The sequence below is a fragment of the Prochlorococcus marinus str. MIT 9314 genome (assembly GCF_000760035.1).
GTDB lineage: Bacteria > Cyanobacteriota > Cyanobacteriia > PCC-6307 > Cyanobiaceae > Prochlorococcus_A > Prochlorococcus_A marinus_B.
Genome location: NZ_JNAO01000013.1, coordinates 323,558 through 349,889, shown reverse-complemented (window position 1 = coordinate 349,889; position 26,332 = coordinate 323,558). Strand labels below are relative to the sequence as shown.

Below are 26,332 nucleotides of genomic sequence, written 5' to 3'. Positions count from 1 at the left end.
CTTTTTATTTATTATTTCTCTTGGGATTATTTTTATTAGTAGTAGGTCTGGCATTGCCTGCATTCCTCTCTCTATAAGTTATCCTCCCTCTAGAAAGATCATAAGGACTTATCTCAACTAAAACTTTATCTCCAGCTAATAATTTAATTCTAAATTTAGTCAATTTACCTGCAGCTCTACATAAACATTGATGTCCTTCAGGTTGTTCTAAGGTAACCAAATAAAATCCATTCCCCTGCTCTTTTTCTATTACACCTGAAGTTTCAATCATTAATTAATCTTTTACTAAGTCCATATTATCAGAAAAAGATTGGCCAAAATTGATTTAAAAAAAATTACATACGTAAAAATATGAAATTCAACTCAAATAGAAAATTTAATTTCATTAATTATTTGAAGTTGACCGTAATAAAAATTTGCTTTCGCAATTTTTTCAGAATCTTTTAATTGATCAAAAAAAACAAACCCAAGGCTTTCCCATAATGAAGATCCGCAAACATTATTCAATTCATTTTTTGCTTCTTTTGCAAAATTATCTAGTTTTCGTTCAAGGTTTTTAGACTTAGAAACAGACATAGGTCAACAATATTTAATATAGTACAAATATACTATCTAATTCTAAAATTGCAATATTAAAAAGGTAATCTCTTTTTTTCTTCAATATTAAGATCTGCTTCCATTTCCCTTAATCTTTTAAGTATTTGTTGATAGTACTCCTTTATATAGCTCTCTAATGAGGTCATATCCTCTTTTTTAACTTCCAATATTTCGTAAGTTTTGCTCATGTCAGCATCTAATGATTCACCACTACTAGTTACTTCAGCAAAAGCCAATCGCTCAGCAACATTAAGAGAATCTTGGAAAAAGGAAACTACTTTTTGAGTGACCCTAATAAGGAAGGGGGAAACTCTAAAAATTTTCGCCTTTTTTTCACTAAATTTTTCACATAAAGATATAACTTCATTTGAATCCCATGCTTTGGGACCTACTAATGGCAATGATGTTCTGTGAGTTTTTGGATTATTTACTGCTGCTACAACAACTTTCGCCATATCTTGTGTATTCATATAAGCAATTTTAGTTGGAGTCCCACTCATCCACACTGCTTGACTATCCAAGATTGGGATTGCGAATTGACCAATAACTCCTTGCATAAAAGCTGCACATTTGAAGATTGTATAGTCTAAATCAGATTTTTCAAGAAGTTTTTCAGTGCAAAATTTAATATCCATTAATGGAACATTTCTAAACTTTTCTGTTAGGAGGATAGAAAGGAATATTACCCTTTTTACTTTTAAAGATTCGCAAGCATTGAATAAGTTAAGTTTTCCATCCCAATCAATTTCATAAATACTTTTAGGATCATCTGGCCTACTAGTAGCTGCATCAATAACTACTTCAATATCTTGCAATGCATATTCGATATCAGAAGAATTTAATAAATTACCTTTTGTTAGCTCACAACCCCATTCTTGTAGAAAGGAAGCTTTTCTTGGATTTCTTACAAAGCATCTTACTTCATGTCCATCTTCTATAGCTTGCTTTGCTATTTGTCTACCAAGTGTCCCTGTTGCTCCTACTAAAAGAATCTTCATACTTAAGATTTACTTAACTTTAAGACCATAACTCAAATTGTGATGTATCTGTGAGAATCAATCTCCCTGAAACTTTAATAACAAAGCACCACCAACTAATCCTATTGGTATCAGTATCCAAAAAACTGCTGCAATACTAAAAATTTCTTTAGCCATAGTAAAATTTAATGATTACTATAATTTACATTCAAAATACATTTATTTGTTAAAAATGTAGATAATTCAAATATCTTGAAAATTTTTTGAAAATATGAATAATAATTTTAAAAAAAATATAAACATTCCTAATTACTGGAATTGGAATGGTTTTAAAATTTGTTGGAGCGTTAGAGGCGAAGATAATGAGATTCCAATTATCTTTCTCCATGGATTTGGAGCAAGTCGAAAACATTGGAGAAACAACTTAGAGTATTTTGCGAAAAAGAATTTTGCCTCTTATTCTTTGGATTTAATAGGATTTGGGGATTCAGATCAACCTGGGATTAGACAAATTGGAAAATTAAATAATGAGATTTGGTGTGATCAAGTGAAAGACTTTATTGCACAGATAATAAGACCAAAGAATTCTGGGAAAGTAATTCTTATTGGCAATTCCCTTGGATCACTAGTTGCTTTAACATGTGCTGTTTCATTGGAAGATCAGATTGCAACAGTTATTGCATCGCCTTTGCCAGATCAAATTCAAGAAATTAAAAAGTCCAAAACAAAAAAATCATCATTTAAGAAATTTCAAGATAGATTAATAACAATATTTTTTTTGCTTTTCCCTTTGGAGATTATTTTATTTTTAATAACTAAATTAGGGGTTATTAAACTGGGACTAAATTCTGCCTATTTTAAAAAGGATAATATTGATCGCGAACTAATAGATTTAGTAACAAAACCAGTTTTAAGGAGAACTTCAGCTAGATCATTAAGAGCTATGTGTATTGGAATGTCTTCAAGAGATGAAAAATTTAAAGCTTCTCACCTTTTGAGAAAACTTAGCGCCTCAAAAAAAGTTCCTTTTTTATTGATTTGGGGCGAAAAAGATAATTTCATACCTTTGTTTGTTGGTAAAAAGATTGCAAATTTCCATAGATGGGTAAAATTAAAAATAGTATACAATTCAGGACATTGTATCCATGATGAAGACCCTTCAATATTCAATAGAATTTCTTATGAATGGATTAAAGATTTAAAAACCTTTTAAAATATGAAACATACATTATCAGTTCTTGTAGAAGACGAATCTGGAGCATTGAGTAGGATCTCAGGTCTCTTTGCTAGAAGGGGATTCAACATAGATAGTCTTGCAGTAGGGCCTGCAGAATCCAAAGGGATTTCAAGGTTAACAATGGTAGTAGAAGGTGATGATGAAACTCTTCAACAAATGACTAAGCAACTTAATAAGTTATTTAATGTCCTAGGAGTTGTAGATTTTACTAATCTCGCAGCTGTTGAGAGGGAATTGATGTTACTAAAAGTTTCATCGAAAGAAGATACTAGGAGTAATATCCTTGATATAGTACAGATTTTCCGTGCAAAAGTTGTTGATGTATCAGATATGGCCTTAACTCTTGAGGTAGTTGGAGATCCTGGTAAGTTAGTTGCTTTAGAGAAATTACTCGAACCATACGGCATCCTTGAAATAGCGAGGACTGGTAAGGTAGCTCTTAAACGCTCTTCAGGAGTTAATACAGAAATGTTGAAAATAAACAAATATTCTCTAGAAATTTAATTAATTATCTGGATTGTCTTGATGTAGTCTTCTTTATTGATTTCTTCGAGTACATCTAATCCTTTAATAATCTTTCCAAAAATCGAATATCTTCCATCTAGTTCAGGGATCTTGCCAGTTACAAAAAAAAATTCAGTAGATGAAGACTTATTCTTACCTCTCTTAACCATAGCGATTGAGCCACTCTCAAAAGTATTAACTAAATTTTCAGTTTCATTAGGATTTTTTATCTGATAATTATATCTTGGTTTTATTTCTTCTTTGAATTTTATTTCTAAAGGTATTGATGGACTTGTCTTATTAAGGTTTTGTTTTCGTTCAAAATAGTGTTTATTTTCTGGATTAACACCACCATGTATAAAACTTATATGGGTAAGGTTAATTTTTTTATAAAATTTTTGATTTACGTAAATATTTTTGTCTATATTTTCCAGAAAGTTTGATACTGTTACTGGGTTATCTTTACCATATAATTGAACCTCGAAATCACCTTTTGAAGTTTTGAAATTGACTACTTTATTACTCTTAGTACAACTAAATTTAAGTTTTTGGCAGTAATAATTTGAATCAATCTTATTTTTATAAGTACAAGCTTGAAACAAAAACAAAACCTGTATAAAAGATAATGTTTTCAAAAAATATTTTTTTTTTATTTTAGGCCCTCCAGATTTACATCTAAAAATTTAGCCAGACGAGCTCCTTCTTCTTCAACCTGAAGCAGTGGTTTAAGTTCACCTGCTCCGCTTAAAGGGAGAGGTTTTTTTCTACCTTTTAATATTAAGGTAATTCTTCTTCTAGGATTAAAACCCTCACTTATATCCAACTTAACAGATTTAATTTCATCGAAATTCAATTGAACTTCAACATCTTTAAATAATCCTTTTCTTTTTATTTCTACAGATTTTGAAGATTTATCAAAATAATTACTTCCAGAACCGAAGTCTATATAAACCAAATACCACAAGTAAAAATTTAATAAATTGGCTATTACTCCATATGCTCCCATTATTATTCCTTGAGGGATAAACAATAAAGTTGAAGGATTTCCTAAAGGTAATAAATCCCTTCCTGTGTAGCTAGAAATAGAGGCCAAAAGAAAACCAATACCTCCAATAGTTAACATTCCTCCAATAATATAATTTGAAATTTTTCTTGATCCACCAATTTTTTGTTCGATTTTATCGAAAGAAGTGAGGTCTGAATTCATTTTTATCTTTTTTTAGTGCTAATTCAGATAATTTAACAAACTAAGGGAGTATTCTTACCTAATTTTTAATAAAAAAGTCAGGAAAGCTTTACAAGGCATTTCAGATATACAAATATTTCCCCACATTACTCTCAATCTTTGTTACAGTCACTGCGTATCCCGAAGCTAAAAACGATTTCTCATGACGATCGCAGTTGGTAGCGCCCCACAAAGAGGATGGTTTGATATCCTCGATGATTGGTTGAAGCGCGACCGCTTTGTATTTATTGGTTGGTCCGGACTACTTCTACTTCCTTGTGCATACCTTGCTATAGGTGGTTGGTTTGTCGGAACAACATTTGTTACCTCTTGGTACACACACGGAGTTGCAAGCTCATACCTTGAAGGTTGTAACTTTTTAACAGCAGCTGTAAGCACCCCTGGTGATGCCATGGGACACAGTCTTCTATTTTTATGGGGTCCTGAAGCCCAAGGTAGTTTCGTAAGATGGCTACAACTTGGTGGTCTTTGGAACTTCGTTGCATTACATGGAGTATTTGGCCTAATTGGTTTTATGCTTCGTCAGTTTGAAATTGCTGGCCTTGTTGGAATTAGACCATACAACGCATTAGCTTTTTCAGCAGTAATCGCAGTATTTACAAGTATTTTCCTTATTTATCCTTTAGGACAGCATAGTTGGTTTTTCGCTCCTTCATTTGGTGTTGCAGCAATTTTCCGCTACATCCTGTTTATTCAAGGTTTTCACAATATAACTCTAAATCCATTCCACATGATGGGAGTTGCTGGAATTCTTGGTGGTGCTCTACTTTGCGCTATTCACGGAGCTACAGTACAAAATACTTTGTATGAAGATACAAGTATCTACACAGATGGTAAGGTTCAAAGTTCAACATTTAGAGCTTTTGACCCAACTCAAGAAGAAGAAACTTATTCAATGATTACAGCGAATAGATTCTGGAGTCAAATCTTCGGTATTGCTTTCTCAAACAAGCGTTTCTTACATTTCTTGATGTTATTTGTACCTGTTATGGGTATGTGGACATCTTCAATTGGTATTGTCGGCTTAGCACTAAATCTAAGAGCTTATGATTTCGTAAGCCAAGAAATCCGTGCAGCAGAAGATCCAGAATTTGAAACTTTCTATACAAAAAATATACTTTTGAACGAAGGTATGCGAGCATGGATGTCTTCTGTGGATCAACCACACGAAAACTTTGTATTCCCTGAGGAGGTTCTTCCACGTGGAAACGCCCTTTAATAATTTATTAAGAGCTCCAAACCAAAGTATTGAGGAAACTGGTTATGCCTGGTACGTAGGTAACGCTAGATTAATCAATTTATCTGGACGTCTATTAGGAGCTCACATTGCTCACTCTGGATTAATAGTCTTTTGGGCAGGAGCAATGATGCTCTTTGAGGTTAATCATTTTACCTTTGATAAACCAATGTGGGAGCAAGGTTTAATCTGTATGCCACACGTTGCAATGTTTGGCTATGGAATAGGCCCCGGTGGTGAAGTTACTGATATCATGCCTTTCTTCCAAGCAGGCGTGGTTCACTTGATAGCCTCCGCTGTTCTAGGTTTTGGTGGTATTTACCATTCATTAGCAGGTCCAGAAAAACTCGAAGAAGATTTCCCATTTTTCTCTACCGACTGGAGAGATAAAAATCAAATGACAAATATCCTTGGATATCATTTGATCGTTTTAGGTGTAGGTGCACTAGCATGGTCAGTAAACTGGTGTTTTATTGGTGGTGCATATGACACATGGGCACCTGGTGGTGGTGAAGTCAGACTCGTAAATCCAACTTTAGATCCAAGAGTTATCCTTGGTTATCTATTCAGATCTCCATGGGGAGGAGCTGGTTCAATAATCGGTGTGAACTCCATTGAAGATATTGTTGGTGGACATGTTTACGTGGGTATTACTGCAATAATTGGAGGAATATTCCACATCTTTACTAAACCCTTTGGATGGGCAAGAAGAGCATTCATCTGGAATGGTGAAGGACTATTAAGTTACGCTCTTGGTGGAATTTGTGTAGCAAGTTTCATTGCTTCAACTTTCATCTGGTTTAACAACACTGCTTACCCTTCAGAATTTTATGGCCCAACAAATGCTGAAGCTTCACAGGCCCAAAGCTTTACTTTCCTAGTGAGAGATCAAAGAATTGGAGCTAATGTAGGTTCAACAATGGGACCAACAGGTTTAGGTAAGTATCTCATGAGATCTCCTACTGGTGAAATTATATTTGGTGGTGAAACAATGAGATTTTGGGATTTCAGAGGTCCATGGTTAGAGCCTTTAAGGGGTCCTAACGGATTAAGCCTTGAGAAAATCCAAAATGATATTCAGCCTTGGCAGGTAAGAAGAGCTGCTGAATACATGACTCATGCTCCTAACGCTTCTATCAACTCCGTTGGTGGAATCATTACAGAGCCAAATGCTGTTAACTTTGTTAATTTAAGACAATGGTTAGCTGCAGCTCAATTCTTCCTAGGATGGTTTACATTCATAGGTCATCTTTGGCATGCTGGACGTGCTAGAGCAGCCGCTGCTGGTTTCGAAAAAGGAATCGACAGAAAGAGTGAACCAGCTCTAGAAATGCCTGATTTAGATTAATTTCTACTTCTACTAAAAAACCCTATCTAAAGATAGGGTTTTTTTTTGCTCAATTTTTTTATCTATATAAATTTTCTCTGAGCCATGGCAAACTTAAACCCATAACATTACTGAAGCAACCCTCTATTTTTTCTATATATTTACCGCCTATACCTTCCAAGGCAAATCCACCGGCGCAATATAAAGGTTCGTTTGTATCTACATAACTCTTAATTTCCCAATCTTCCAAATTAGAAAAATAAACTCTTGAACTTACTGTTTTTTTTATTATTTCAGTGATTTTAAAAATTTTGGATGTTGAATTAAAATTTCCAATTATTAGAGTATGACCAGTATGTAAAAATCCAAATTCTCCAGACATTTTTTTCCATCTAATAAATGCTTCCTCTTTATTAGATGGTTTTCCATAAGCTTTTCCATTAAATTCAAAAATTGAATCGCACCCAAGGATTTCCAAAAGACCATAATTAAATTCTTCGGGCAATGATATATTTTGAATATTTTCAGATAAACTATTAGCCTTTTGAAAAGATAATTCCAAAGCTAAATTTAATATATTCTTTTCTTGGATAGTAGTTTCATCAAAGTCACTTGATATTTGGATAAATTCGATTTGACAATTTTCTAGTAATTTCTTTCTAGATTGAGAAGCAGAGGCTAGAATTAACACAAATTTTTTATCAAATTATAATTCAATTTAATAATTAATAAATTTTAAAATTAATAAAAATTACTAATGGAGTTAGAAGCAGAATTACATGAAACAAAGAAACCAATAATGGTCCTAGGGACTTCCAGTGGAGCAGGGAAATCGTTAACGGTTACTGCTATTTGCAGGATTCTTAAAAATTTAGGAGAAGAACCAATACCTTTTAAAGGACAAAATATGAGTAACAACGCTTGGGTTGATTGGGAAGGTGGAGAGATGGCTTATTCACAAGCACTTCAAGCTTTTGCTTGTGGCATTAATCCCTCTGCAGAGATGAATCCCATTTTATTAAAACCACAAGGAAACTCAATAAGCGAGGTCATTCACCTTGGCAAAAGCATAGGGACTACAACTGCGCAAAATTACTATAAAGATTGGTTTATTCCAGGCTGGGAAGTAATTAAAAAAAGTTTAAAGTCTATTTACGAACGAAATCCGAATTGCCGTTTAATTGTCGAAGGGGCTGGAAGTCCGGTCGAGATGAATTTAATTCATAGAGATCTCACTAATTTAAAAGTTGCTAAGTATTTAAATGCTAATTGCATTTTAGTTACTGATATTGAAAGGGGAGGAGTATTTGCACAAATAATTGGAACCCTTGAATTAATGAAACCAGAAGAAAAAAAACTTATTAAGGGAATTATTATAAATAGATTCAGAGGAGATCTCTCATTATTTGAAGAAGGGAAAAAATGGATAGAAAATAAAACTAAAATCCCTGTTATTGGAATTATTCCATGGTTAAATGATTCATTCCCTCCGGAGGATTCTTTAGATTTATTAGAAAAAAAATCACTTGATAAAAATCCTGAAATCAAAGTTGGGATTTTAAAATTACCATCTATTAGTAACTTCTCTGATTTTGATCCACTTGAAAATGAAGAAACAATATTAATTGAATGGATTAGAAAGTCACGAAACCTAAGTAAGTATGACTTTATTATTCTGCCTGGCAGTAAACAAACGATTAAAGATCAAATATTTCTTGAAAAATCTGGATTATCTCAGGACATAAGGGACTATTCAAAAAACGAAGGAAATATTATTGGAATATGTGGAGGTTTACAAATGTTGGGGGCTTCACTTGAAGATCCATATTTTAAAGAGGGTTCCAAAAATCATTCTGAACAAAAAATTAAAGGTATTGGATTACTACCATTAAAAACGACTTTTTTTAAAAAAAAATTAACACGTCAAATCAACTCTAAATCTATATGGCCATGCCAATCAGAAATTAATGGATTTGAAATTCATAATGGTCAAACTGTATTGGATGACGTCCAAAGTTCAATAAAGATTAATCCTATTTTTGAAGATTCAGATCTTGGTTGGTACAAAGAAAATAATAAAGGAGGAACTATTGCGGGAACATACATTCATGGGATCTTTGAAAATGACAGTTGGAGAACGCATTATATTAATTTAATAAGAAAGAGAAAAAATCTACCAATATTAAATACAAAATCAATATCTTATAAGGAGAAGAGACAATCTATTATTGATAATCTTGCGAATGAATTCCACAAAAATTTAAGTCTCAAATCATTTTTAAGTTGAAAGAAACAAAAAATATAAAAGTAATTTGGCCAAACAATAAAGAAACATTTGTTTCAGATGGTGATAACTGGTTCTCTTCTGCTGAAAAAGCAGGTTTAGATATCCCTACTGGCTGCCTCACAGGAAGTTGTGGAGCCTGTGAAATAGATGTAAACGGTGAAACAGTAAGGGCTTGTATTAGTGAAATAAAAAACAATAAAAAGTGTATTTTAAGGGTTTCTTTAACTACAGATCCCTTTTGGGAAAATTAAAAGTTTTTTTAATATAAAAAATTCAACTTAATTCCAAATCTATATTCATTATCTTTTAGAAGTTGTCCAATATCTTGAACTCCTGCGGCATTAGAATAATACAAATCTAATGACTTTGAAGGTGAGAAAGAATATCTCAAGGCAAGAGTAGAATTCAAATCCCAATCTTTTTTAAGTAAAGTATTTATTTCTGGGATAATCATCAAATTATCTGATAAATTTATATAACTTGAGAAGCCTATCCCACCAAAACTTTCCACTCCACTAAAAAAGTATTTTGGACTCATATTAAATGCCCACCAATTATTTAATCTAAAAGTATTAATAAATTCAGTAAATAAATACCCTTGATTAGTATCATTATTTCTTCCAACTGATGATCTTAAAGACATCCAATAAAGATCATTTTTTTGCGGACTAAATATTAATAATTTACCTCCCAGCCTGAAATTAAGATTACTGTCATCTAAGTAAGTTGAATATAAATTTGAATTTTTATCCCCGCTTAATTTTACTTCATTAAAACTTCCAATATTTAAAAGCTCTAATTTGAATATGTTTGATAAAGAGTAACCATAAGAACCAAACAAATTTCCCTTATTGTCATAGTTAAAATTAATTATTGAAGTTCCAACTCTTGGCATTAAAGCATTATTTACAGTAATCCCACCAGTGCTAATCAATTTATCTCTTTCATTTAGATGATTAAGATATGTATCCTCTCCGTGAGGTTTATAAGTTATATTTGCAGAGTAGAGTGGCTGATTATCTGATGGGATAGTTAGCAATCCAGTTGAGGGTGTAGCTCCAAATGAATTTGTTATTTTTCCTTCAATACCAATCTTTGAATTAACATCCCATCCGAGACCAATACTATAAATTGGCTTTCTGGAGTAGTTTAAATCCTTGTCAAAATAATTATTACCCGGGCCTAAGGGAGATGTATATGAGGCAAGAAAATCAACATCTTTAGCCATATCAAAGATAATACCGCTTCCAATATAGAAATTATTGCCATACGCATTTTTACCAATCCCTTTTGAACCTAATTTTTCAGGCAAGAAGGTAACGCCGGGAACAATTAATGCCGTAAAGTTTTCATCTATTTTTTTTGATATAGGCAAAGATAAAGATCCAATCAAATTATCGAATCTATCTTTACCATCTAGATTATCTTTCTGATTATAAATACTTTTAGAATTCTTACCCCCACTAGCATGCCTCCAATACTCAAGGGTAGGAACTATTGATATTGCAAAACTATTCTCATTATTATTTAATAATTTTTTCTTAAATGAAAAAGCATAGTTTTGCCAATTGTAATTTACTATTTGTCCATCAATTAAATTGTATAAATCATCGTCAACCTCAGAAAAATAAATGGTCATTAAAGAAGAATCTGAAATCCCATAATCTAATACAAATGAAGGGTTTTGTTGGCCGGTCCCTCCTGCTGCGCCTCCTTCAAAAGATGATTTCCACTTAACTGAGGTTTGAAAATCACCATATTCAAGGAAATTATTGAGAGGTAAATAAGGTTCAATTTCAATAATAGAAGAACCTAGTTTTTTTGAGGATTCAGAAATTCTCTCTTCTTTTGATGATTTAGTCTTTTGTATTATTGAACTTTGTTGTTTTTCATTTCCAAAATAGGATTCATCATTCTTGTAGGATCTCCAAATAATCTTTTTATAAGGTTTAGATTTATTTTCATCTGTTTTTTCCCAATTAATCGTATTTTTCCCCGACGAATTTTCTCTTACTTTTTCTGCAAATACTCCAATAAAGTTAAATAATTGACTAATCAAAAATAAGTAAAAAACCAACCTCATATATAATTATTATATTTTCAAAGTAATTTTTTAATTATAAGCAATTGAAACAAAATTAATCAATATTAAAGTTTCCGAAAAAATTTTTTGCTAATAATAAAAATATTTTTAATAGTTATATTTTATTCTAAATTTATCTGCCAATTAAGAGGATTAAAACTCATATAAATTTTTTGAGTTTAAGGAGCTTCAAGAGTAAGTTTCATTAAACATTCGAAATTATTAAGTATAGAAAAATATAATAAAAAACTGAACCCAAAAGTGTATTTATTAAAATAATCTTTTTTTTAGTTTTTGAAGAGGCAATAATATAACTACCTAAAATATGAGGCAAAATTGGGAATGACCTAATAATTATTATGTAAGAAGATCTAAAATTAAGGTTTTTAAATAATTTTAAAAGATTATTATTTCCTATTTTTTTTAAAAAAGATGTTCTTTTTAAAAGTTTTAAATTTATTTTTCTCAAAATTAGCACTTGAACAAAACTCAAAATAGCTAAAGCAGGAGAAAAAAATAAAACATAATATAACCCAAATAACTTTATTAATATAAAGTCAAAAATAATCGATAAAGGTAAACCTAAAAATATAGAAATTATGTTCAAAACTATCAAATATCTGTATTGAATATTATTTAGTAAAGATTCAACATCATTGTTATATCTAAATACTAATGCCAAAAGGTATACAACTAAATAGGTAAAAAAGACTTTAAAAATTACTGATTTTAAATTTTGATTTCTTTTGTACATATCAGTCCTGATATTCCAATTGATTATCAAAAATAATGATTCTAAAAATCACCTTTCAAAATTAACACTTATCAAAATTAATTGGTCTCTATGGGTAAGAATTCCATCATTATTACCCACATAGAACTTTACAGTAAGACAATTAAACGGAGAGGGTGGGATTCGAACCCACGAATAGTTACCTATTAAACGATTTCGAGTCGTTCGCTTTCGACCACTCAGCCACCTCTCCGTCTGTTTATAAGTATGCACATAAAAACAGAAAATTGTGATCTATATAATTATCTTAATTTTTAATTCCACCCTGCATCTTTCATCAATTTAATAGCTAAAGAATTTTTTTCTCCAAGATCTTCCACCGTGACACTATCAGGTATGAACTTTCCAAAATTCTTCACTATTTCGTTCTGATTAACTTCCTTCAAAGGATGTTCAAAAGTTGGAGCAGCTAAACCTTTACTTCCTTCTGGAGATGCTAAGAATTCAAGCAACTTTATCGCTTCACTCTTATTTGTTGCATATTTTGCAACACCACCGGCACTAATATTTACGTGCGCAGGATTAGGAGTAAGGACCATTGTTTTTTTTGCATACAAAGCATCTCTTCTTCCATTAACACCCGCTAACATTCTTGCAACGTAATAATGATTAACGATTCCTACTCCACATTTTCTCTTAGAAACTGCTCTAATTATTGAAATATCTCCCGGGAAGAATGGTTGGGAAACGTTTGAAATCATTCCACTTAACCAAGCTCTAGTTTCTGATTCACCTTTATTAATTATTTGATTAGCAACTAAAGATTGATTATATGGACTTTTTCTATTTCTCAAACACACTTTGCCTTTTAAAGAAGGATCAGCCAAATCAGTGTAATCATTAATCTTGCTGATATCTACCGCTTTTGGATTGGCTATCATAACTCTAACTCTTCTAGTTAATGCATACCATTCCTTATTTGGATCTTTTAATCCAACAGGAACATCATTTTCTAATTTAGAAGATTCTATTGGCTTCAGTAATCCAGCTTTAGCTGCATTAGTAATTCTTGCTGCATCTACTAGCAATATTAAATCTGCTTTGGAATTCTTCCCTTCTCTTTTCAATCTTTCGATTAAAGAAATTCCTGCTGCCTCTATAAGCCTGACTTTAATTCCTGTTTCTTCTGCAAACTTTTTATAAATACTTCTGTCTGTATTGTAATGCCTACCCGAATAAACATTGACTTCTTTTTCTGTTGAATTGACTGGAATATTTACATTGATTAAAAATGTACATGTTAGTGCTGTGTAAAGTAGTTTTTTGAGTTTTTGCACTTTTTCAAAATAGTATCTATGGTTACTTTAGACTTATTAAAAGTGTTGAAACTTTAAAAGCGAACTTCTATACATCAACTTGTATCATTTTTTATATTTCATATGAATTATTTAATCCATCAGTTACTAAACGCTGAAGAAATAAATTTAATAAAAAAAGAACTAGAGAAATGTAGTCAACAAGATTGGGAAGATGGAAAAAAAACTGCTGGCAGTCACGCCTCAATAGTAAAAAATAATTTGCAACTAAATAGAAATATTGAAGTATCAAAAAAAAACGCTCAATTAGTTAATAAAAAGATCCTTTCTAGCCAATTAATAAAAAGTTTTTCTTTACCAAAAAGAATACATGGAATAATGTTTACAAAATCGTCAAATAATATGCATTACGGGAGACATATTGATAATCCATACATGTCTTCTGGTAGATCAGACTTATCTTTTACTCTTTCTTTGACGAATAAAAATTTTTATAAAGGTGGAGAATTAATTATTGAAACAATGAATAATGAAGAGAAATTCAAATTAAATGCTGGAGAGATAATTTTATATCCAAGTTCTTACTTGCATGCAGTGAATGAAGTGCATAATGGTGAAAGATTGGTATGCGTGGGTTGGATAGAAAGTTATGTCAAATCAACTGAAAAAAGGGAATATTTATTTGATTTAGACGCAGGTGCAAGAAGTTTACTGGCAAAGCATGGCAGATCTGACGAACTTGATCTTATTTTTAAAACTTATTCAAATCTCTTAAGAGTTATGGGAGATTAAAAAGAATCATTTTATACAACAAAAAGAATCCCAGTCTAAAGTCGTTTATCATAAAAAAAAAGAATTTACTAATGCTGAAAAAAAGTTCAATTTCAATTTTTATTGCAGCTACAAGCGCACTCGCCATTTCCACAGCAAATACCAATTCCGTCAAATCAGGGGGGAATGACTTAGGGGGACTTAAAGAATGGAATACTGATATGCCATTAGAGGCTGATTTTATTCTTGACGATGAAGCCCAGAAATTAGCTGAAGAGGCAGAAAAGTCAAGCGCATGCATTCCCATAGGAGAGGGAGAGAATTGTTGGTAAATATATTCATGCAATAAAAAAGGCCTCTTAATTAAGAGGCCTTTTTTTGTCAACTTCAATATTAGAATTTGAAAGTTGTAGTTAGTACTGCACCGAAGAGATCATCTCCTGTGTCTGCATATACATCAGTTCCACCAAATACTGCTGGTGTAACTTCAATAGAGTCATTAGGTCTAAAGGAATAATACGCTTCCCACATGAAAGGATCAATTTCACTTAATGTACCTGAAGAAACTTTGGTAGCCTTCATTGGTTGACCTAAAGCTATACCAATTTTGTCATCTGGCTGGATCATATCTGACCAGTTAAGACCTACAAAATAGCCATTACCTTCAGTAATATTATCGCTACGGTTAGAGAAGGTGATTGTGTCATAACCCACTGAAATTGATGGAGTAGCACTACCAGAATTTTCAGGTCTCCACCAGCCTCTTAAAGCAACTGCATCAGCTTGAACAGTAGCAAGAGTTGAAGCAGAACCCCAACCTACTGTACCTGCATTGGTTCCCAGAGTCTTAGTTGAGTAGTATTTCCATGAGTCCCATCCGTTTTGCATTGAATAGGTGGCAGATACATGATAATTATCTCCAGTGTAAGCTACTTGCGTATTGACCTTATTCTGATCTTGATCAGAGAACAAACCACCTGTTGTAGCTGCTTTCTTAGAGTTAAAAGTAATACTGCTTGCAAAACCGTTATCAGCTTCATATTTTAAACCACCACCTGTAGAAGTACTAGCACCAAAAGCGGAAGCATGTCCTCCTAATTTGAATGCCTTTAAAGCACCAGGCTTGTATACAGAAGGTGTTGCAGCAAGCATGTAGTAGTTTTCAATTTTTGGACCAATTGTGGCAGTAATTTTGTCTCCAATTGGGAATGTGTACCACAACTTATCAACATTAAAGGCGTCTGATGTGTCTTTAGCTTCTATGTGATAGGTACCTGGTTTATTATCAAATGCTCCATCCCATCCATCTCCGGATTTGAGTCTTACATACAGATTGTCATCGCCAGTAAAACTAGTATTTAAGTTCATCTGATAGACATATGCAGTAGAAACTTTTTCATGATGATTAGAACCAAGTGCATCACCACCATCGATGGCACCAATTGCCATTACGGCTTTTCCATCTAAAACTGTTGAATCTGAGAAGCTGCCAGCTTCATATACATTTTGCCTAACCTCAAGAGCATCAACACGACCATTAAGGTTTGCTACTTCTTCACTAACTTCATTAATGAATGTTTTACTGTCTAGTCTTGAAGATTTTTTTGAATTGCTCCTAGCATAGCTATTCATTTCTTCAAGATTGATTACATCGGAAGCTTGAGCAGCAACTGGGGCTAATAAACCTAATGTTGCTCCTGCCACCAACATTTGTTGGAAGAGTTTCATTTTACCTCACACTTAAAAAAGCCCAGATTAAGGGGCAACTATACTGTATCGCTAGTAACAAAAAACAAAAGAAATAAAAGTATCAAGAGCTCGTATCATTTGTTACTAGCTCAATCTTATTTTTTATAGATTCAATATGTTGATTCTTTGATTAGTGGAAAATCCAAGCATTCTCTTTCCCCTATCCAAGATGAGGCAACTTCTCTTGCTAATTTTCGAATCTTTTCAATATACTGAGCACGATCTGTAACCGAAATTACTCCCCTAGCATCAAGAAGATTAAATGTATGGCTACATTTCAGAACAAAATCAAGCGCAGGATAAGTTAATTTCTTTTCTATTAAAGAAATTGCCTCAGCTTGATAAATTTCAAATAATTTTCTGAGATTATCAGGACTAGATTCATTAAAATTATAAGAGCATTGACTTTTTTCAAATTGAAGCCAAATGTCGCTATATTTCATATTTTTGTTCCAATTTAAGTCCCAGATACTTTCCTTATCCTGCAAAAACATTGCAATTCTCTCTAACCCATAAGTGATTTCAATTGGGATTGGATTACAATCAACACCACCACATTGTTGGAAATAAGTAAATTGAGTAACTTCCATTCCGTCCAACCAAACTTCCCAACCCACACCCCAGGCTCCAAGTGTTGGAGACTCCCAATTATCTTCCACAAATCTTATGTCATGATTTCTAGGATTAATCCCAAGAGATTCTAGAGATGTCAAATATTTTTCCTGGATTCCTTCTGGAGAAGGTTTAATTATTACTTGATATTGAAAGTAATGTTGCGCCCTGTTTGGATTATCGCCAAAACGTCCATCTGCAGGCCTTCTACATGGTTCTGCATATGCTACACTCCAAGGCTCTGGTCCAATAGCCCTTAAAAAAGTATGAGGATTCATTGTCCCAGCACCCTTTTCGGTATCATAGGGCTGCATAATCAAACAACCTTCTTCTGACCAATAATTATTTAAATTTCGAATTACATCCTGAAAAAACATTAAATTAAAATAACGGAAACATTTAGAACAATGGCATTAGATATAATAACAAAACTTTAAAGTAAAAAATATTTTGAAATAGAAGTTCTCAAATTTATCATTCGATAAAAAGCTGTCATTAAATTAGATTCTTGATAAAAAATAAATGAGGAATTTATTATGTAAAAAAATCTAATGGCAAAGGTCCAAAAGTATTAGATTTTTTAGCATCTTCATCATACTGACATGTTATTAAAATTCCTTCTCCAAGACCATTTTCAGTTCTCACAAAAACATTACCAGTTTTTTGATTAGCTTTTAAAAAAACACATCCATCAGCATGAAGAGAATCTAAATTTTGAAATTTTATTGAGGCATATTTCTTAGCAATTGATCGTAATGCTTCAATCGCACTATTATCGTAAGGTGCCATTATTCCAATTGTTATCCAATCAGCATTAAAAATATTTGCTTCTAGTTCCTCTAAAAGTTTTTTTTCTTGACTATTACTTAATTGAGGTGCAGTTCTAAGATTATTTAAATCGACTAATTTATTTATTTCCATTAGCTTTATATCTAAAAATTCTTAACCAAATGTTCTTCCATTCCAAGCCCACAATGAGGCTTGTACATCCTCGAAAGAAATATAAATCCTATCAATTGGTATCCCCATTTTCTCATATACAAAATCTGATATTGGCTTTGCCATTTCTGAAGGATTTAGAGAACCTATTGATTTGACTTCTAGAAAGCAAGAAGGTGTTTCATCATCAAAATACATTTGGCAATTATCATCTATCTTCGCCATAACAAAACTTTTTGATTTGTTAGTTAAAGATGAAATAAGAATTGAGATTTCTTCAAGTAATTTACCTTTATCATTTACTTTTGCTGAAGTCGAAACATTAATATAAGGCATCTCTATGCAGCAAGATAATTTTTCTTAGAATCATTTTCTAGATAAACAGTTTTATTTTTTAAATTTCTTTTTGATGAAAGATATGCCATATCGTATGAACTTATTCCGTTTTTATAAGGATTGAAAAGAGCATTTTGGGACCTGTTTTTTTTGCTCCTCTTGAACTCAATCATCATTATTAAATCATTATTAATAATTTAACTTTTTTTGAATAGATGTCTAGTTTTTTTGAGAATTTTTAATTTACTAATTGAAAATCAATTGCTAATACACAATTAGAATTTCTTTTTACTAAATTTGTTATGTAGATTCTAAATTATTTGTTTTGGAAGTTTTAAATAATTATCAAAGAAAAAAACTTGATGAGAGCAATGATGAAGAATTTTATTTTGATCCAAAATTTGTTTATCATTTAGACGCAAACTTTAGACAAAATCTTTCAGATTTATATGAAAGAGAAATAGATAATAATTCAACAGTCCTTGATTTAATGTCTAGTTGGGATAGTTATTTACCTAAAGGGAAAAAATATAAAAAAATAATTGGACATGGTTTAAACAAACAAGAACTTGAAAGAAACAAAATTTTTGATTCTTATTGGATACAAAACTTTAATTTAAGTCAACAACTTCCTCTAGATAAAGAAAGCATTGACTATTGCTTAATGGTGGCCGCATGGCAATATTTACAATATCCAGAGAATTTAACGAACGAAATCGCAAGAATATTAAAAAGAAATGGAAAGATTATTATTGCTTTTTCAAACAGAGCATTTTGGCATAAAGCTCCCAACATATGGACTTCATCTACTGAAGAAGAGAGGGTTAAATATGTAAGAAAAGTATTAATCTCAAATGGATTTTGTGAGCCAAAAATTATCAAAAAGTTTACTAAACCAGCACTTAATATCTTTAATTTTTTAAATAAAGACCCATTTTATTGTTTAATCGCAACAAAAGAGTAATTTTAATTTTATTGCATTAAACAAGAACTCTATGAAAAAGTTATCAACAATTTTTCATAGCCATACTTTTAAATTTTGACTAATATTGGGTAGTTAAAAATAATCATATGGGTTCTAAAAGAGAAAAATATCCTGAAAAATGTCCTTGGGATCTTGGCCCTAATCAGCATTTAGCAAAAGAAGAGAACTGGACTTTAAGATTAGGAGAAGCAAATGTATGCTTTAGCAAAAATAAATTAGATAATAATTATTTTCATGTAATTAGTAATGAAAATGAAGAGCAAATTCTAGCTTTTAGAGCAAGACTCTTATATCAAAAACTACTTGATAAAGGTTTTAGATTGGTTGAATAAAAAACCTAATTTAATAAGCATAGATCCTCGAAGACAAACTTTTGGGTTTCTTCTTCTTGATTTTGGTTTAAGTATTTTATTGTCCTAGAATTTAATATCCAATAATTGTCTTTACCCATATTTAGAAATTCATCCTCGTATTCCAATTTTTGAGAATTTGTCTCTAGTGTATCTGGATCAATTTGTTGACTACTATATTTTTTACTAAGGAAACCTGTTCCTGTATCTAAAAATTCTTGAACAAAAATTTCTATTATAGTTCCATGTATTTTTCTGTAGACCATATTAATATAGTTATTTTTAACTCTATATTTATCTCCGTGATTCTTACCTGAAACAATCATTTCAATACCACTTTCAGAATTTTTAAGAAAATTAAAATTGTTTTCTGAGTGCACTGATTCAAAATCTCTTTTTACCCTATGTATACAAACTTCAAATAACTGAGAGGAAATACTTTTAACAACATTCGCATCTTCTATTTTTTGAATATTTGGTTTAAAGTCTTTACCTAATACGAAGTCACCTTTATGAATATTATTGTTAGTGAAGAAAATACATCTACCTTGGTAACCATAAAAATCATTCTTCCAGGTGTAACGATTTTCATAAGCCTTTTTAAAAATCTCCTTACAATTAACTTCTTTTAGATTATCCATTAATTTTTGAATATATTGAATAATTCTACAAAAAAAAAACCTCCCTGTTTTAGGAGAGGTTTTTTATTAGATTAAACTAGTTTTGAGTAATTTTTGTATTTTCAATATTGTCAAAAGCTTGACCAATTTTCTTAAAGTCAAATCCCATTGCTCTTAGTGCGTGCCAAAGATGACCTTGTAAGAAAAAGAAACCCAAATAAAAATGAGTATTAGCAAGCCAAGCTCTTGAGCTATACGCTCCTGAACCTAAATCTACTGTATCAGTAAAATAAGGGGCGAATTCAAATTGAAGCTTTAAGGGTTCTCCATATAGATCGACTGGATATATAGTCGTATTAGAAGCACACCAAAAAGCAGCAACAAAAGCCATATAAGAAACACCAACAACTGAGTATGACAAAATCGCCTCAGCTCCAAGTAATCCTTTTCCTTTAAATTCTGTATATTCTCCAAATTGTTTAGTACAAATATGGAAAACACCTCCAATTATTTCTAGGAAAGCTAGGAAAGCATGTCCTCCCATAACGTCTTCCAGGCTATCAATTTTTAAGAAATCAAATTGATGATTCCAGATAGCGGCAATGTCTAAATTGTAAATAACTTGTCTTGTAGATCCTATTGCAGGGTCGTATATACCATGAATACGAGCCCATTCAACAAACATAATTGCTCCAAGCCCAAGAAAAATTAGATGATGGCCAAGAATAAAAGTTAATTTATCTGGGTCATCCCATTCGAAATCAAATTTTTGTGGCTTACTATTTTCTGGGTAGTCTCCAAGATCACCTGCAAATTTGTTGGAATGTAATAATCCTCCAGCACCCAATACTGCTGAGAAAATTAGATGTAATGTGCAAATTACAACGATTCCGTATGGTTCTGTAATAACACCATTTTCAACACCACCAATTCCAATACCTGCAAGGTGAGGCAAAACAATTGCTTTCTGTGCACCCATTGGGATACTGGCGTCGTAACGGGCCAATTCAAATAATCCAAAAGCTCCTGCCCAGAACATCATTAGACCTGCATGGGCTGCATGAGCAGCTATGAATTTACCTGAACGGCCAACAACACCAGAATTCCCTGCGAACCAGTCATAGGTGACGTCAGATTTTCCGTAAGTTTGTAACACTTGATTTAAGTAAACAGCAAATTGAGCATATTGCTTATCGCTATTGTTTTTACATGTTCTTTACAGATTTAATTACTTATGTAAAAAAAACATATTGCAAAAGAACAAATGTTACAACTTGGGGAAGTAATATCTTAGAAAGCTTACGCCAATGAAGGGATTTCACCCTTAAGCTGAGAAGCCCATGTTTCAAGTCGCGAATCTGTCAAATCAGATTCACTATCCTCATCAAGAGGTAATCCACAAAAGCTTTCTCCAATAATACTTTTAGATTCATCAAAAGTATAAGTAGATTTATCTACATAACCGACCATTTCGGCACCTGCTTTTATGAAATAACTATGAAGTTCTTCCATTGCATCACAATAGTTTTCTGTATATGTAGAAGAATCTCCTAAACCAAAAATTGCAACTTTTTTTCCTGATAAACTTAGTTCACCAATATCCTCTAAGATTGAATCCCATGCAGTTCCCGATCTTTCTTCATCGGCACCTGTATTCCAAGTAGGTATCCCGCAGATAATTCCATCAAGACCTTCAAATTCTGAAAGATCATCCACATCAGATACATCTTTAGGTGATTCTGCTGAAGAGATAAAGTTGTGAAGACGATCAGCTACGTCTTCAGTTTTTCCAGTTGTAGTTGCGTAATAAATTCCTACGGTCATAACTTCAAAATGTTTACATTAAAATAATAAAATCTAAAAACGTTAAATTAATTTCTTTAAAAACTTTTTCATGTAAAATTTTATACTAATCAAGGTAAGAAAAATTTTTTGAGAATAATTTACATATTATTTAAACCATCGTGACTGACAAATTTCAAAATGATATTAAAAATCTTATTGAAGAATTCAACTTTAATGGGCATAAAAAATTCAAATTAATAGTTTTATTTGGTTTATTGGGAGATTTTGATAGCTTTGAATATGCAATAAATTTGAAAAGTTTTATCGATAATAATCAAGATAAAAATTTAGATATTTTTGCAATTGCTATTGGGAGCCAAAAAGGAAAAGAAAGATTTTGTAAATTTACTGGATTTCAAAAGGAAAATGTAATAGTTGTTTCTGATAATCAAATCCATAATAATCTCAAAGTCTCAAGAGGATTAGATATTGGTTTAGGAGGTTGGATCAATATGCTTTTGATGTTATCAGGGATAAATTCTTTTAAAACAATTAAAGAAGTTATTAGAGGTTATACCGGCGACCGAAAAGCTAAGGCAATCTATTCAGAAGTTGACAAAATTGATATTTTAAAATTTTTAAAATTTTCAGGTAATTCTTTTAAAAAGGTTTTCGGGGATGGTTATCTGAGACCATTTGAATTAGCAACATTTAGATTAAATAATATGAATGAAATAATTCAAAATTGGAGTGATTACATTACAAATGAAGAATACCTTCCTCAAAGAAGTGCTTCTTTTCTATTGAATAATAAAAATCAAATTATTTATAAATTTTTTTCAAAAGATGTGCTTGGATATTCACCAAACATGAGGGATCCCTTGGGATTTTTGACTGATTTAATTAAAGAATAGTTTTTTAAATATTTTTATGAATGTAGATATATTTGGATATTTTGCCGCAATTTTAACAACAGCAGCATTTCTACCTCAATTGATAAAAACTTTAAAAACAAAAAAGGCCGATGATGTTTCTTTAACAACATTAATAATGTTTATTATCGGTGTTTTGTCTTGGATTATTTACGGTTATAAAATTTCTTCTACACCAATTTTGATAGCAAATTTAATTACCCTGATCTTAAATTTATTGATATTAATCTCTAAAATATATTTTTCAAAAAATTAAATGAATAAATTTTTTTTTAAAAATAATAAACTTTAGATTTATTACTTAAATCTTGATTAAGATAGAGCAAAAAATTTACTGATCTTGAAATCTTCAAAATGCTGGGTTTGGTTTAAAGGAAGCCTTAACAATGGTGGATATTGGAAAGAAGGTTTTACATGTACTTTTGATGAGAACCCTGGAGTTTTAATAGAAAGTCCCGCTTACGTAACTTGTCGGGTTCCTACATGGAGAGTTTTGACTAAAGAACCAGAAAATTTATATAAATCTCCTCTAATTCCAGACAAAGCGATCTGGAAAATAATTTAAATTCTGAATTTTTAATAAAATACTTTTTGACTGTACTGTGGCGAGTTAATATTGCTTTAATAAATATTTAATTAATACCATCTACTCTCTTTTTATAAATATTATACCTTTTTTAATCTTTGGTTTTCTTTTAGGTAAAAAGAATCCAAAGATTTCAAAATACATAGCAAGACCTCTAATAAGATTTGGAATTCCATTAAGTGTAATGGGCCTGTTATTAAAGGAAGGTATAGATATAAACCTAATTAAAAGTGCATTTTTAGCATTTTCTGCAATTGGAATTTTAATCACATTAATAAATATAATCCCAATATTAAAGAATAGGCTTCCAAATTACACATTTCAGCTAGCAGGCCTAATAGGCAATACATCATTTCTTGGGATACCAATTGCGCTAGCTCTTCTACCTTCAACAACTATAAATTTCACTATTGGATTTGATTTAGGTACAACACTTTTCGCTTGGATATTTGGACCTTTTTTTCTCCAAGAAAAATCCAAAAACAAGAATATCCCTAACATCAAAGGACTATTAAATGCATTGATAAATAGCCCTGCATCAAGAGGGATTATTGGTGTACTTCTTGCATATCTTTTGCAAATAGATGAAATTTTAGGCAATTATCTTTGGATACCTGCAAAGATAGTTATTGCTTTGGCAATTATAATTGTGGGAACAAGACTTGGAATAATCACAAATCAAAATGAGAAGATTTTGGATCTAAATGAAGAAATTAAATTTTCAATTTTATTAAAGTTATTTATTCTTCCACTTATTATTTTTTTAGTATGCAAATTCTTAAATTTTAACTTCTATCAATCATCTGCAGTAATTCTTCAGGCAGCAACCCCAACGGCAATATCCACAATATTAATGGCAGAGGCTTATGGTGTTAAACAAAAAATAGCTTCAAAAATTCTTTTTACTACAACCTTAATTTCAATATTTACAGTTCCACTATTAAAAATGTTTATGAATTTATTTATTCAAACAACTTGAATGAAAACTAATATTAGGAGCATGATTAATGAATATTGTAAAGATTATATCCTGATAACTAAATAATGTCTTAAGATTTAGGTTATGAAGTCAGCAAACCCTGAAAATGAATATATTCCTTTAGATCTAAGGATTTCTGTGAGGAGGGATACTCTAAGGCTTATCTCAGAGATGGCTCGAGATATGGGAATAAGCATTAATGAAGTTTTTAGTTTTTTAGCCGAAGATTCTGTCATCGATCTTGAATTAATGGAAGATTTAAATAAGATTGATATCCCAAGCAAGTGCAGCATTGATGATTTAAAAAATGCTCTTCTTAAAAAAAGACTTTGTTAAAATTTTTCAACTTTTCTATTTTTCCAGTCAGATTTATAACCACTTTTAACTAAAAATCTCGAATACTTATTTAATTCACTTTTTTGAATTCGCCATAAATTATAAATCCCAAATTTGCCCAATTTTTGATGATTAATCTTTGACCATTGTTGTCGGCGGGTAGAGTAATCATCTATCACGACCAATAAAGATTTGTATTCATAATCGGGTTGATCCTCATAATTCTTTCTCTTATCAGTATTTAGCCTTTCTGACAGATTAATTAATCCCTCTTCAGTGTTTGGTTCATAAAAAACTATTTGTCTGGAATAAAAATGTAATGAAGGTTTTCTTATCCCAACCATTGCTAAAGTTTCCCCTCCCTCGCGAATATCTAAAATTAATTTTGAGATATTCCTTAGGGGTAATTGTCTTGATGTATCGGCTAATTTTCTAATTGGCGACATCAAATAAGATTGCCCAATTAAAAGTAAAATTTGGAGATAAAGAAGGATATTTCTAGATTTTAAAAATAATAAGATTATTGCAAGAAGGGTAAATGAAGAGAAGAACAATTTAGCTTTGAAAATAATTCCTGAGCTTATAAGTTCGGATGCAAGATTGGGCATTTCGGGATCATTAATCGAACTCAACCAAATATTCGAGAAAAAGAATGCTAATGAGAACCCAAACAAAATTAAAATATTAAAAATCCAGAAATATAAATTACTTTTATTTATATTTTTTAAACTTATAAAGCTATTACTTGTTATTAATGCCGCAGCTGGAATTGCTGGCAACCAATAGCTAGGTAGTTTCGTTGCAGAAAGGCTAAAGAAGATTAAAACTGAAGTTAACCAACATAGAGAATATGTATAAAGGGTTTTAGTGACATCACAACTTTCTTTAGAACTTTTAAAGAAATCCTTAAAGGTTTTAAGTATCCCATGAATCAAAAAAGGGGTGAATGGTAACGAAGCCAATATCATTATGTAAAGAAAAAACCAGAATGGTTCTGCATGATTATTTACAACTGAGGTATATCTTTGAAAATTATGGTAACCAAAAAAATTATCCCAAAAAGGCTTTCCCTCTTTTAGAAGTTCTAATATGTACCATGGAACACTTATTAGTGTTGTTATTAAAAAACCTTTCTTAGGATTTATCTTACTTAGCAGCTTTTTCCAATTCTTCTGACAAAACAAGAAAGACGTAATAGTAAATAATGCCAAAACAAATGCAACAGGTCCTTTAACTAAAATTGCAAAACCTAAAAATACCCAAGATGAGATGCATTGATCATTATTTTCACTTGCCATTCTTCTCCAAAACAAAAGCAGGCTAATCCCTAGGGTTCCAGTTAAAAGGGAATCACTCACTGCAGTTCTACTCCAAATAATTATTAGTGGAGAAAGAGCAAAGCTTAATGATGCAACTATGGGAGTGAGGAATTGCCTATCACTCTTCTGTGGCCAACAAAACAACGTATCTCCAATGATCAACATTAAAAATAATGAAGCCAAAGCTGAAGGGAGTCTTGCTGAGAGAGTCCCTAAACTATCCCAAATCTCGTTTTTCGGTAATGAGTAAAAAAAACCCATTAGCCAATATATCAGTGGAGGCTTATCAAAACGGAATATTCCATTGACTTTTGGAGTTATCCAATCACCAGATTCACTCATAGCCCTTGCTGCAGCTGCAAATAAAGGGGGAGTTTCATCCACCAAGCCTGTAGAGCCTAAACCCAAGATAAATATAATGATCCCACAAACTAAAATTATTAATTGGGTTGTAAGCCTTTTTTTTGAGTTAAGAAGAATCATTAAATA

At 31.5% G+C, this 26,332-nt stretch carries 33 protein-coding genes and 1 tRNA gene; 15 read left to right on the top strand and 19 right to left on the bottom strand.

Annotated features, from left to right (window positions below; genetic code table 11):
• Positions 1-4: 4 nt before the first annotated feature.
• From infA to petM, 4 genes are all read right to left on the bottom strand, one after another.
• Positions 5-271 carry a translation initiation factor IF-1 gene (gene infA / locus EU98_RS00275; protein ID WP_025938552.1) on the bottom strand — a complete coding sequence of 89 codons (267 nt, stop codon included), beginning with the start codon at positions 269-271 and terminating at the stop codon, positions 5-7.
• Positions 272-363: 92 nt separating this feature from the next.
• Positions 364-576: a hypothetical protein gene (locus tag EU98_RS00280; protein ID WP_032516543.1), complete on the bottom strand. Its 213-nt coding sequence runs from the start codon at positions 574-576 to the stop codon at positions 364-366.
• Positions 577-632: 56 nt separating this feature from the next.
• The gene (locus tag EU98_RS00285; RefSeq protein ID WP_032516541.1) at positions 633-1,595 is read right to left on the bottom strand and encodes an NAD(P)H-binding protein; all 963 of its coding nucleotides are present in this window, start codon (positions 1,593-1,595) and stop codon (positions 633-635) included.
• A gap of 57 nt (positions 1,596-1,652) precedes the next feature.
• Positions 1,653-1,751 carry a cytochrome b6-f complex subunit PetM gene (gene petM, locus EU98_RS0109275; RefSeq protein ID WP_011132786.1) on the bottom strand — a complete coding sequence of 33 codons (99 nt, stop codon included), beginning with the start codon at positions 1,749-1,751 and terminating at the stop codon, positions 1,653-1,655.
• Positions 1,752-1,845: 94 nt separating this feature from the next.
• On the opposite strand from petM, the gene EU98_RS00290 reads away from it, so the two are divergent.
• The gene (locus EU98_RS00290) at positions 1,846-2,787 is read left to right on the top strand and encodes an alpha/beta fold hydrolase (RefSeq protein ID WP_032516540.1); all 942 of its coding nucleotides are present in this window, start codon (positions 1,846-1,848) and stop codon (positions 2,785-2,787) included.
• Between the two features lie 3 nt (positions 2,788-2,790).
• Entirely contained in the window at positions 2,791-3,315 is a 525-nt protein-coding gene (gene ilvN, locus EU98_RS00295; RefSeq protein WP_011818754.1) for an acetolactate synthase small subunit, read from the top strand.
• Here ilvN and EU98_RS00300 read toward each other — a convergent pair.
• Together EU98_RS00300 and EU98_RS00305 are read right to left on the bottom strand one after the other, a co-directional pair.
• Positions 3,312-3,923 carry a peptidylprolyl isomerase gene (locus tag EU98_RS00300; protein WP_342665662.1) on the bottom strand — a complete coding sequence of 204 codons (612 nt, stop codon included), beginning with the start codon at positions 3,921-3,923 and terminating at the stop codon, positions 3,312-3,314. The genes ilvN and EU98_RS00300 overlap by 4 nt on opposite strands.
• Before the next feature lie 41 nt (positions 3,924-3,964).
• On the bottom strand, positions 3,965-4,522 hold the full coding sequence (locus EU98_RS00305) for a photosystem I assembly protein Ycf4 (RefSeq protein WP_032516538.1): 558 nt from the start codon (positions 4,520-4,522) through the stop codon (positions 3,965-3,967).
• Between the two features lie 181 nt (positions 4,523-4,703).
• Here EU98_RS00305 and psbD point away from each other — a divergent pair, with 181 nt between their 5' ends.
• Both psbD and psbC read left to right on the top strand, forming a co-directional pair.
• Positions 4,704-5,780 carry a photosystem II D2 protein (photosystem q(a) protein) gene (gene psbD / locus EU98_RS00310; protein ID WP_012008034.1) on the top strand — a complete coding sequence of 359 codons (1,077 nt, stop codon included), beginning with the start codon at positions 4,704-4,706 and terminating at the stop codon, positions 5,778-5,780.
• Complete coding sequence (gene psbC / locus EU98_RS00315; RefSeq protein ID WP_011818757.1) at positions 5,764-7,146, top strand: photosystem II reaction center protein CP43; 1,383 nt, start codon at positions 5,764-5,766, stop codon at positions 7,144-7,146. Before psbD ends, psbC begins: the two co-directional genes overlap by 17 nt.
• Positions 7,147-7,204: 58 nt before the next feature.
• On the opposite strand, the gene EU98_RS00320 is transcribed toward psbC, so the two are convergent.
• Positions 7,205-7,816: a nucleoside triphosphate pyrophosphatase gene (locus EU98_RS00320; protein ID WP_032516537.1), complete on the bottom strand. Its 612-nt coding sequence runs from the start codon at positions 7,814-7,816 to the stop codon at positions 7,205-7,207.
• Between the two features lie 66 nt (positions 7,817-7,882).
• Here EU98_RS00320 and EU98_RS00325 point away from each other — a divergent pair, with 66 nt between their 5' ends.
• Together EU98_RS00325 and EU98_RS00330 are read left to right on the top strand one after the other, a co-directional pair.
• Positions 7,883-9,412 carry a cobyric acid synthase gene (locus EU98_RS00325; RefSeq protein ID WP_032516536.1) on the top strand — a complete coding sequence of 510 codons (1,530 nt, stop codon included), beginning with the start codon at positions 7,883-7,885 and terminating at the stop codon, positions 9,410-9,412.
• A complete protein-coding gene (locus tag EU98_RS00330) occupies positions 9,409-9,663 on the top strand; it encodes a 2Fe-2S iron-sulfur cluster binding domain-containing protein (protein ID WP_032516534.1) in 255 nt (84 codons plus the stop codon). The genes EU98_RS00325 and EU98_RS00330 overlap by 4 nt, the downstream gene beginning before the upstream one ends.
• 8 nt (positions 9,664-9,671) lie before the next feature.
• Here the strand turns inward: EU98_RS00330 and EU98_RS00335 are convergent, their stop codons facing one another.
• The 3 genes from EU98_RS00335 to EU98_RS00350 form a co-directional block, all read right to left on the bottom strand.
• Positions 9,672-11,471: a hypothetical protein gene (locus EU98_RS00335; protein WP_241466407.1), complete on the bottom strand. Its 1,800-nt coding sequence runs from the start codon at positions 11,469-11,471 to the stop codon at positions 9,672-9,674.
• A 925-nt stretch (positions 11,472-12,396) separates the two neighbouring features.
• A tRNA-Ser gene (locus EU98_RS00345) sits at positions 12,397-12,481 on the bottom strand.
• Between the two features lie 61 nt (positions 12,482-12,542).
• Positions 12,543-13,565, bottom strand: a complete 1,023-nt coding sequence (locus tag EU98_RS00350) for an extracellular solute-binding protein (protein ID WP_032516532.1) — start codon at positions 13,563-13,565, stop codon at positions 12,543-12,545.
• Between the two features lie 102 nt (positions 13,566-13,667).
• On the opposite strand from EU98_RS00350, the gene EU98_RS00355 reads away from it, so the two are divergent.
• Together EU98_RS00355 and EU98_RS00360 are read left to right on the top strand one after the other, a co-directional pair.
• Positions 13,668-14,336 (top strand): Fe2+-dependent dioxygenase, encoded by a 669-nt coding sequence (locus EU98_RS00355; protein ID WP_032516531.1) that lies wholly within the window; start codon positions 13,668-13,670, stop codon positions 14,334-14,336.
• Between the two features lie 71 nt (positions 14,337-14,407).
• The gene (locus tag EU98_RS00360) at positions 14,408-14,647 is read left to right on the top strand and encodes a hypothetical protein (protein ID WP_032516530.1); all 240 of its coding nucleotides are present in this window, start codon (positions 14,408-14,410) and stop codon (positions 14,645-14,647) included.
• A 61-nt stretch (positions 14,648-14,708) separates the two neighbouring features.
• On the opposite strand, the gene EU98_RS00365 is transcribed toward EU98_RS00360, so the two are convergent.
• The 5 genes from EU98_RS00365 to EU98_RS10030 form a co-directional block, all read right to left on the bottom strand.
• On the bottom strand, positions 14,709-16,043 hold the full coding sequence (locus EU98_RS00365; protein WP_032516529.1) for an iron uptake porin: 1,335 nt from the start codon (positions 16,041-16,043) through the stop codon (positions 14,709-14,711).
• Between the two features lie 131 nt (positions 16,044-16,174).
• Complete coding sequence (gene glyQ / locus EU98_RS00370; RefSeq protein ID WP_032516528.1) at positions 16,175-17,053, bottom strand: glycine--tRNA ligase subunit alpha; 879 nt, start codon at positions 17,051-17,053, stop codon at positions 16,175-16,177.
• A gap of 157 nt (positions 17,054-17,210) precedes the next feature.
• Positions 17,211-17,597, bottom strand: a complete 387-nt coding sequence (locus EU98_RS00375) for a DUF1824 family protein (protein WP_032516527.1) — start codon at positions 17,595-17,597, stop codon at positions 17,211-17,213.
• Between the two features lie 21 nt (positions 17,598-17,618).
• Positions 17,619-17,951 carry a phenylpyruvate tautomerase MIF-related protein gene (locus EU98_RS00380; RefSeq protein ID WP_032516526.1) on the bottom strand — a complete coding sequence of 111 codons (333 nt, stop codon included), beginning with the start codon at positions 17,949-17,951 and terminating at the stop codon, positions 17,619-17,621.
• A gap of 2 nt (positions 17,952-17,953) precedes the next feature.
• Positions 17,954-18,124 (bottom strand): hypothetical protein, encoded by a 171-nt coding sequence (locus EU98_RS10030; protein WP_193743056.1) that lies wholly within the window; start codon positions 18,122-18,124, stop codon positions 17,954-17,956.
• A 152-nt stretch (positions 18,125-18,276) separates the two neighbouring features.
• Between EU98_RS10030 and EU98_RS00385 the strand changes: the two genes are divergently transcribed.
• The gene (locus EU98_RS00385) at positions 18,277-18,915 is read left to right on the top strand and encodes a methyltransferase domain-containing protein (RefSeq protein ID WP_032516525.1); all 639 of its coding nucleotides are present in this window, start codon (positions 18,277-18,279) and stop codon (positions 18,913-18,915) included.
• Positions 18,916-19,022: 107 nt separating this feature from the next.
• Positions 19,023-19,268, top strand: a complete 246-nt coding sequence (locus tag EU98_RS00390; RefSeq protein WP_002807817.1) for a hypothetical protein — start codon at positions 19,023-19,025, stop codon at positions 19,266-19,268.
• Positions 19,269-19,273: 5 nt separating this feature from the next.
• On the opposite strand, the gene EU98_RS00395 is transcribed toward EU98_RS00390, so the two are convergent.
• From EU98_RS00395 to fldA, 3 genes are all read right to left on the bottom strand, one after another.
• Complete coding sequence (locus EU98_RS00395) at positions 19,274-19,927, bottom strand: DUF3386 domain-containing protein (protein ID WP_032516524.1); 654 nt, start codon at positions 19,925-19,927, stop codon at positions 19,274-19,276.
• Between the two features lie 76 nt (positions 19,928-20,003).
• Positions 20,004-21,062, bottom strand: coding sequence for a chlorophyll a/b binding light-harvesting protein (locus EU98_RS00400; protein WP_032516523.1), 1,059 nt, complete (start codon positions 21,060-21,062; stop codon positions 20,004-20,006).
• Positions 21,063-21,205: 143 nt separating this feature from the next.
• Positions 21,206-21,730 carry a flavodoxin FldA gene (fldA, locus tag EU98_RS00405; RefSeq protein WP_032516522.1) on the bottom strand — a complete coding sequence of 175 codons (525 nt, stop codon included), beginning with the start codon at positions 21,728-21,730 and terminating at the stop codon, positions 21,206-21,208.
• A 140-nt stretch (positions 21,731-21,870) separates the two neighbouring features.
• On the opposite strand from fldA, the gene EU98_RS00410 reads away from it, so the two are divergent.
• The 5 genes from EU98_RS00410 to EU98_RS00425 all read left to right on the top strand — a co-directional run bounded on the left by EU98_RS00410 (position 21,871) and on the right by EU98_RS00425 (position 24,524).
• A complete protein-coding gene (locus EU98_RS00410) occupies positions 21,871-22,605 on the top strand; it encodes an AhpC/TSA family protein (protein WP_032516521.1) in 735 nt (244 codons plus the stop codon).
• 16 nt (positions 22,606-22,621) lie between these two features.
• Positions 22,622-22,879, top strand: a complete 258-nt coding sequence (locus EU98_RS00415) for a SemiSWEET family sugar transporter (RefSeq protein ID WP_025881879.1) — start codon at positions 22,622-22,624, stop codon at positions 22,877-22,879.
• Between the two features lie 84 nt (positions 22,880-22,963).
• Positions 22,964-23,188 carry a hypothetical protein gene (locus tag EU98_RS00420; protein ID WP_032516520.1) on the top strand — a complete coding sequence of 75 codons (225 nt, stop codon included), beginning with the start codon at positions 22,964-22,966 and terminating at the stop codon, positions 23,186-23,188.
• Between the two features lie 205 nt (positions 23,189-23,393).
• Positions 23,394-24,188 carry an AEC family transporter gene (locus EU98_RS0109270; RefSeq protein ID WP_032516519.1) on the top strand — a complete coding sequence of 265 codons (795 nt, stop codon included), beginning with the start codon at positions 23,394-23,396 and terminating at the stop codon, positions 24,186-24,188.
• A gap of 84 nt (positions 24,189-24,272) precedes the next feature.
• The gene (locus tag EU98_RS00425) at positions 24,273-24,524 is read left to right on the top strand and encodes a hypothetical protein (RefSeq protein WP_032516517.1); all 252 of its coding nucleotides are present in this window, start codon (positions 24,273-24,275) and stop codon (positions 24,522-24,524) included.
• On the opposite strand, the gene EU98_RS00430 is transcribed toward EU98_RS00425, so the two are convergent.
• Complete coding sequence (locus EU98_RS00430; protein ID WP_032516516.1) at positions 24,521-26,326, bottom strand: ArnT family glycosyltransferase; 1,806 nt, start codon at positions 26,324-26,326, stop codon at positions 24,521-24,523. The genes EU98_RS00425 and EU98_RS00430 overlap by 4 nt on opposite strands.
• Between the last annotated feature and the right edge of the window lie 6 nt (positions 26,327-26,332).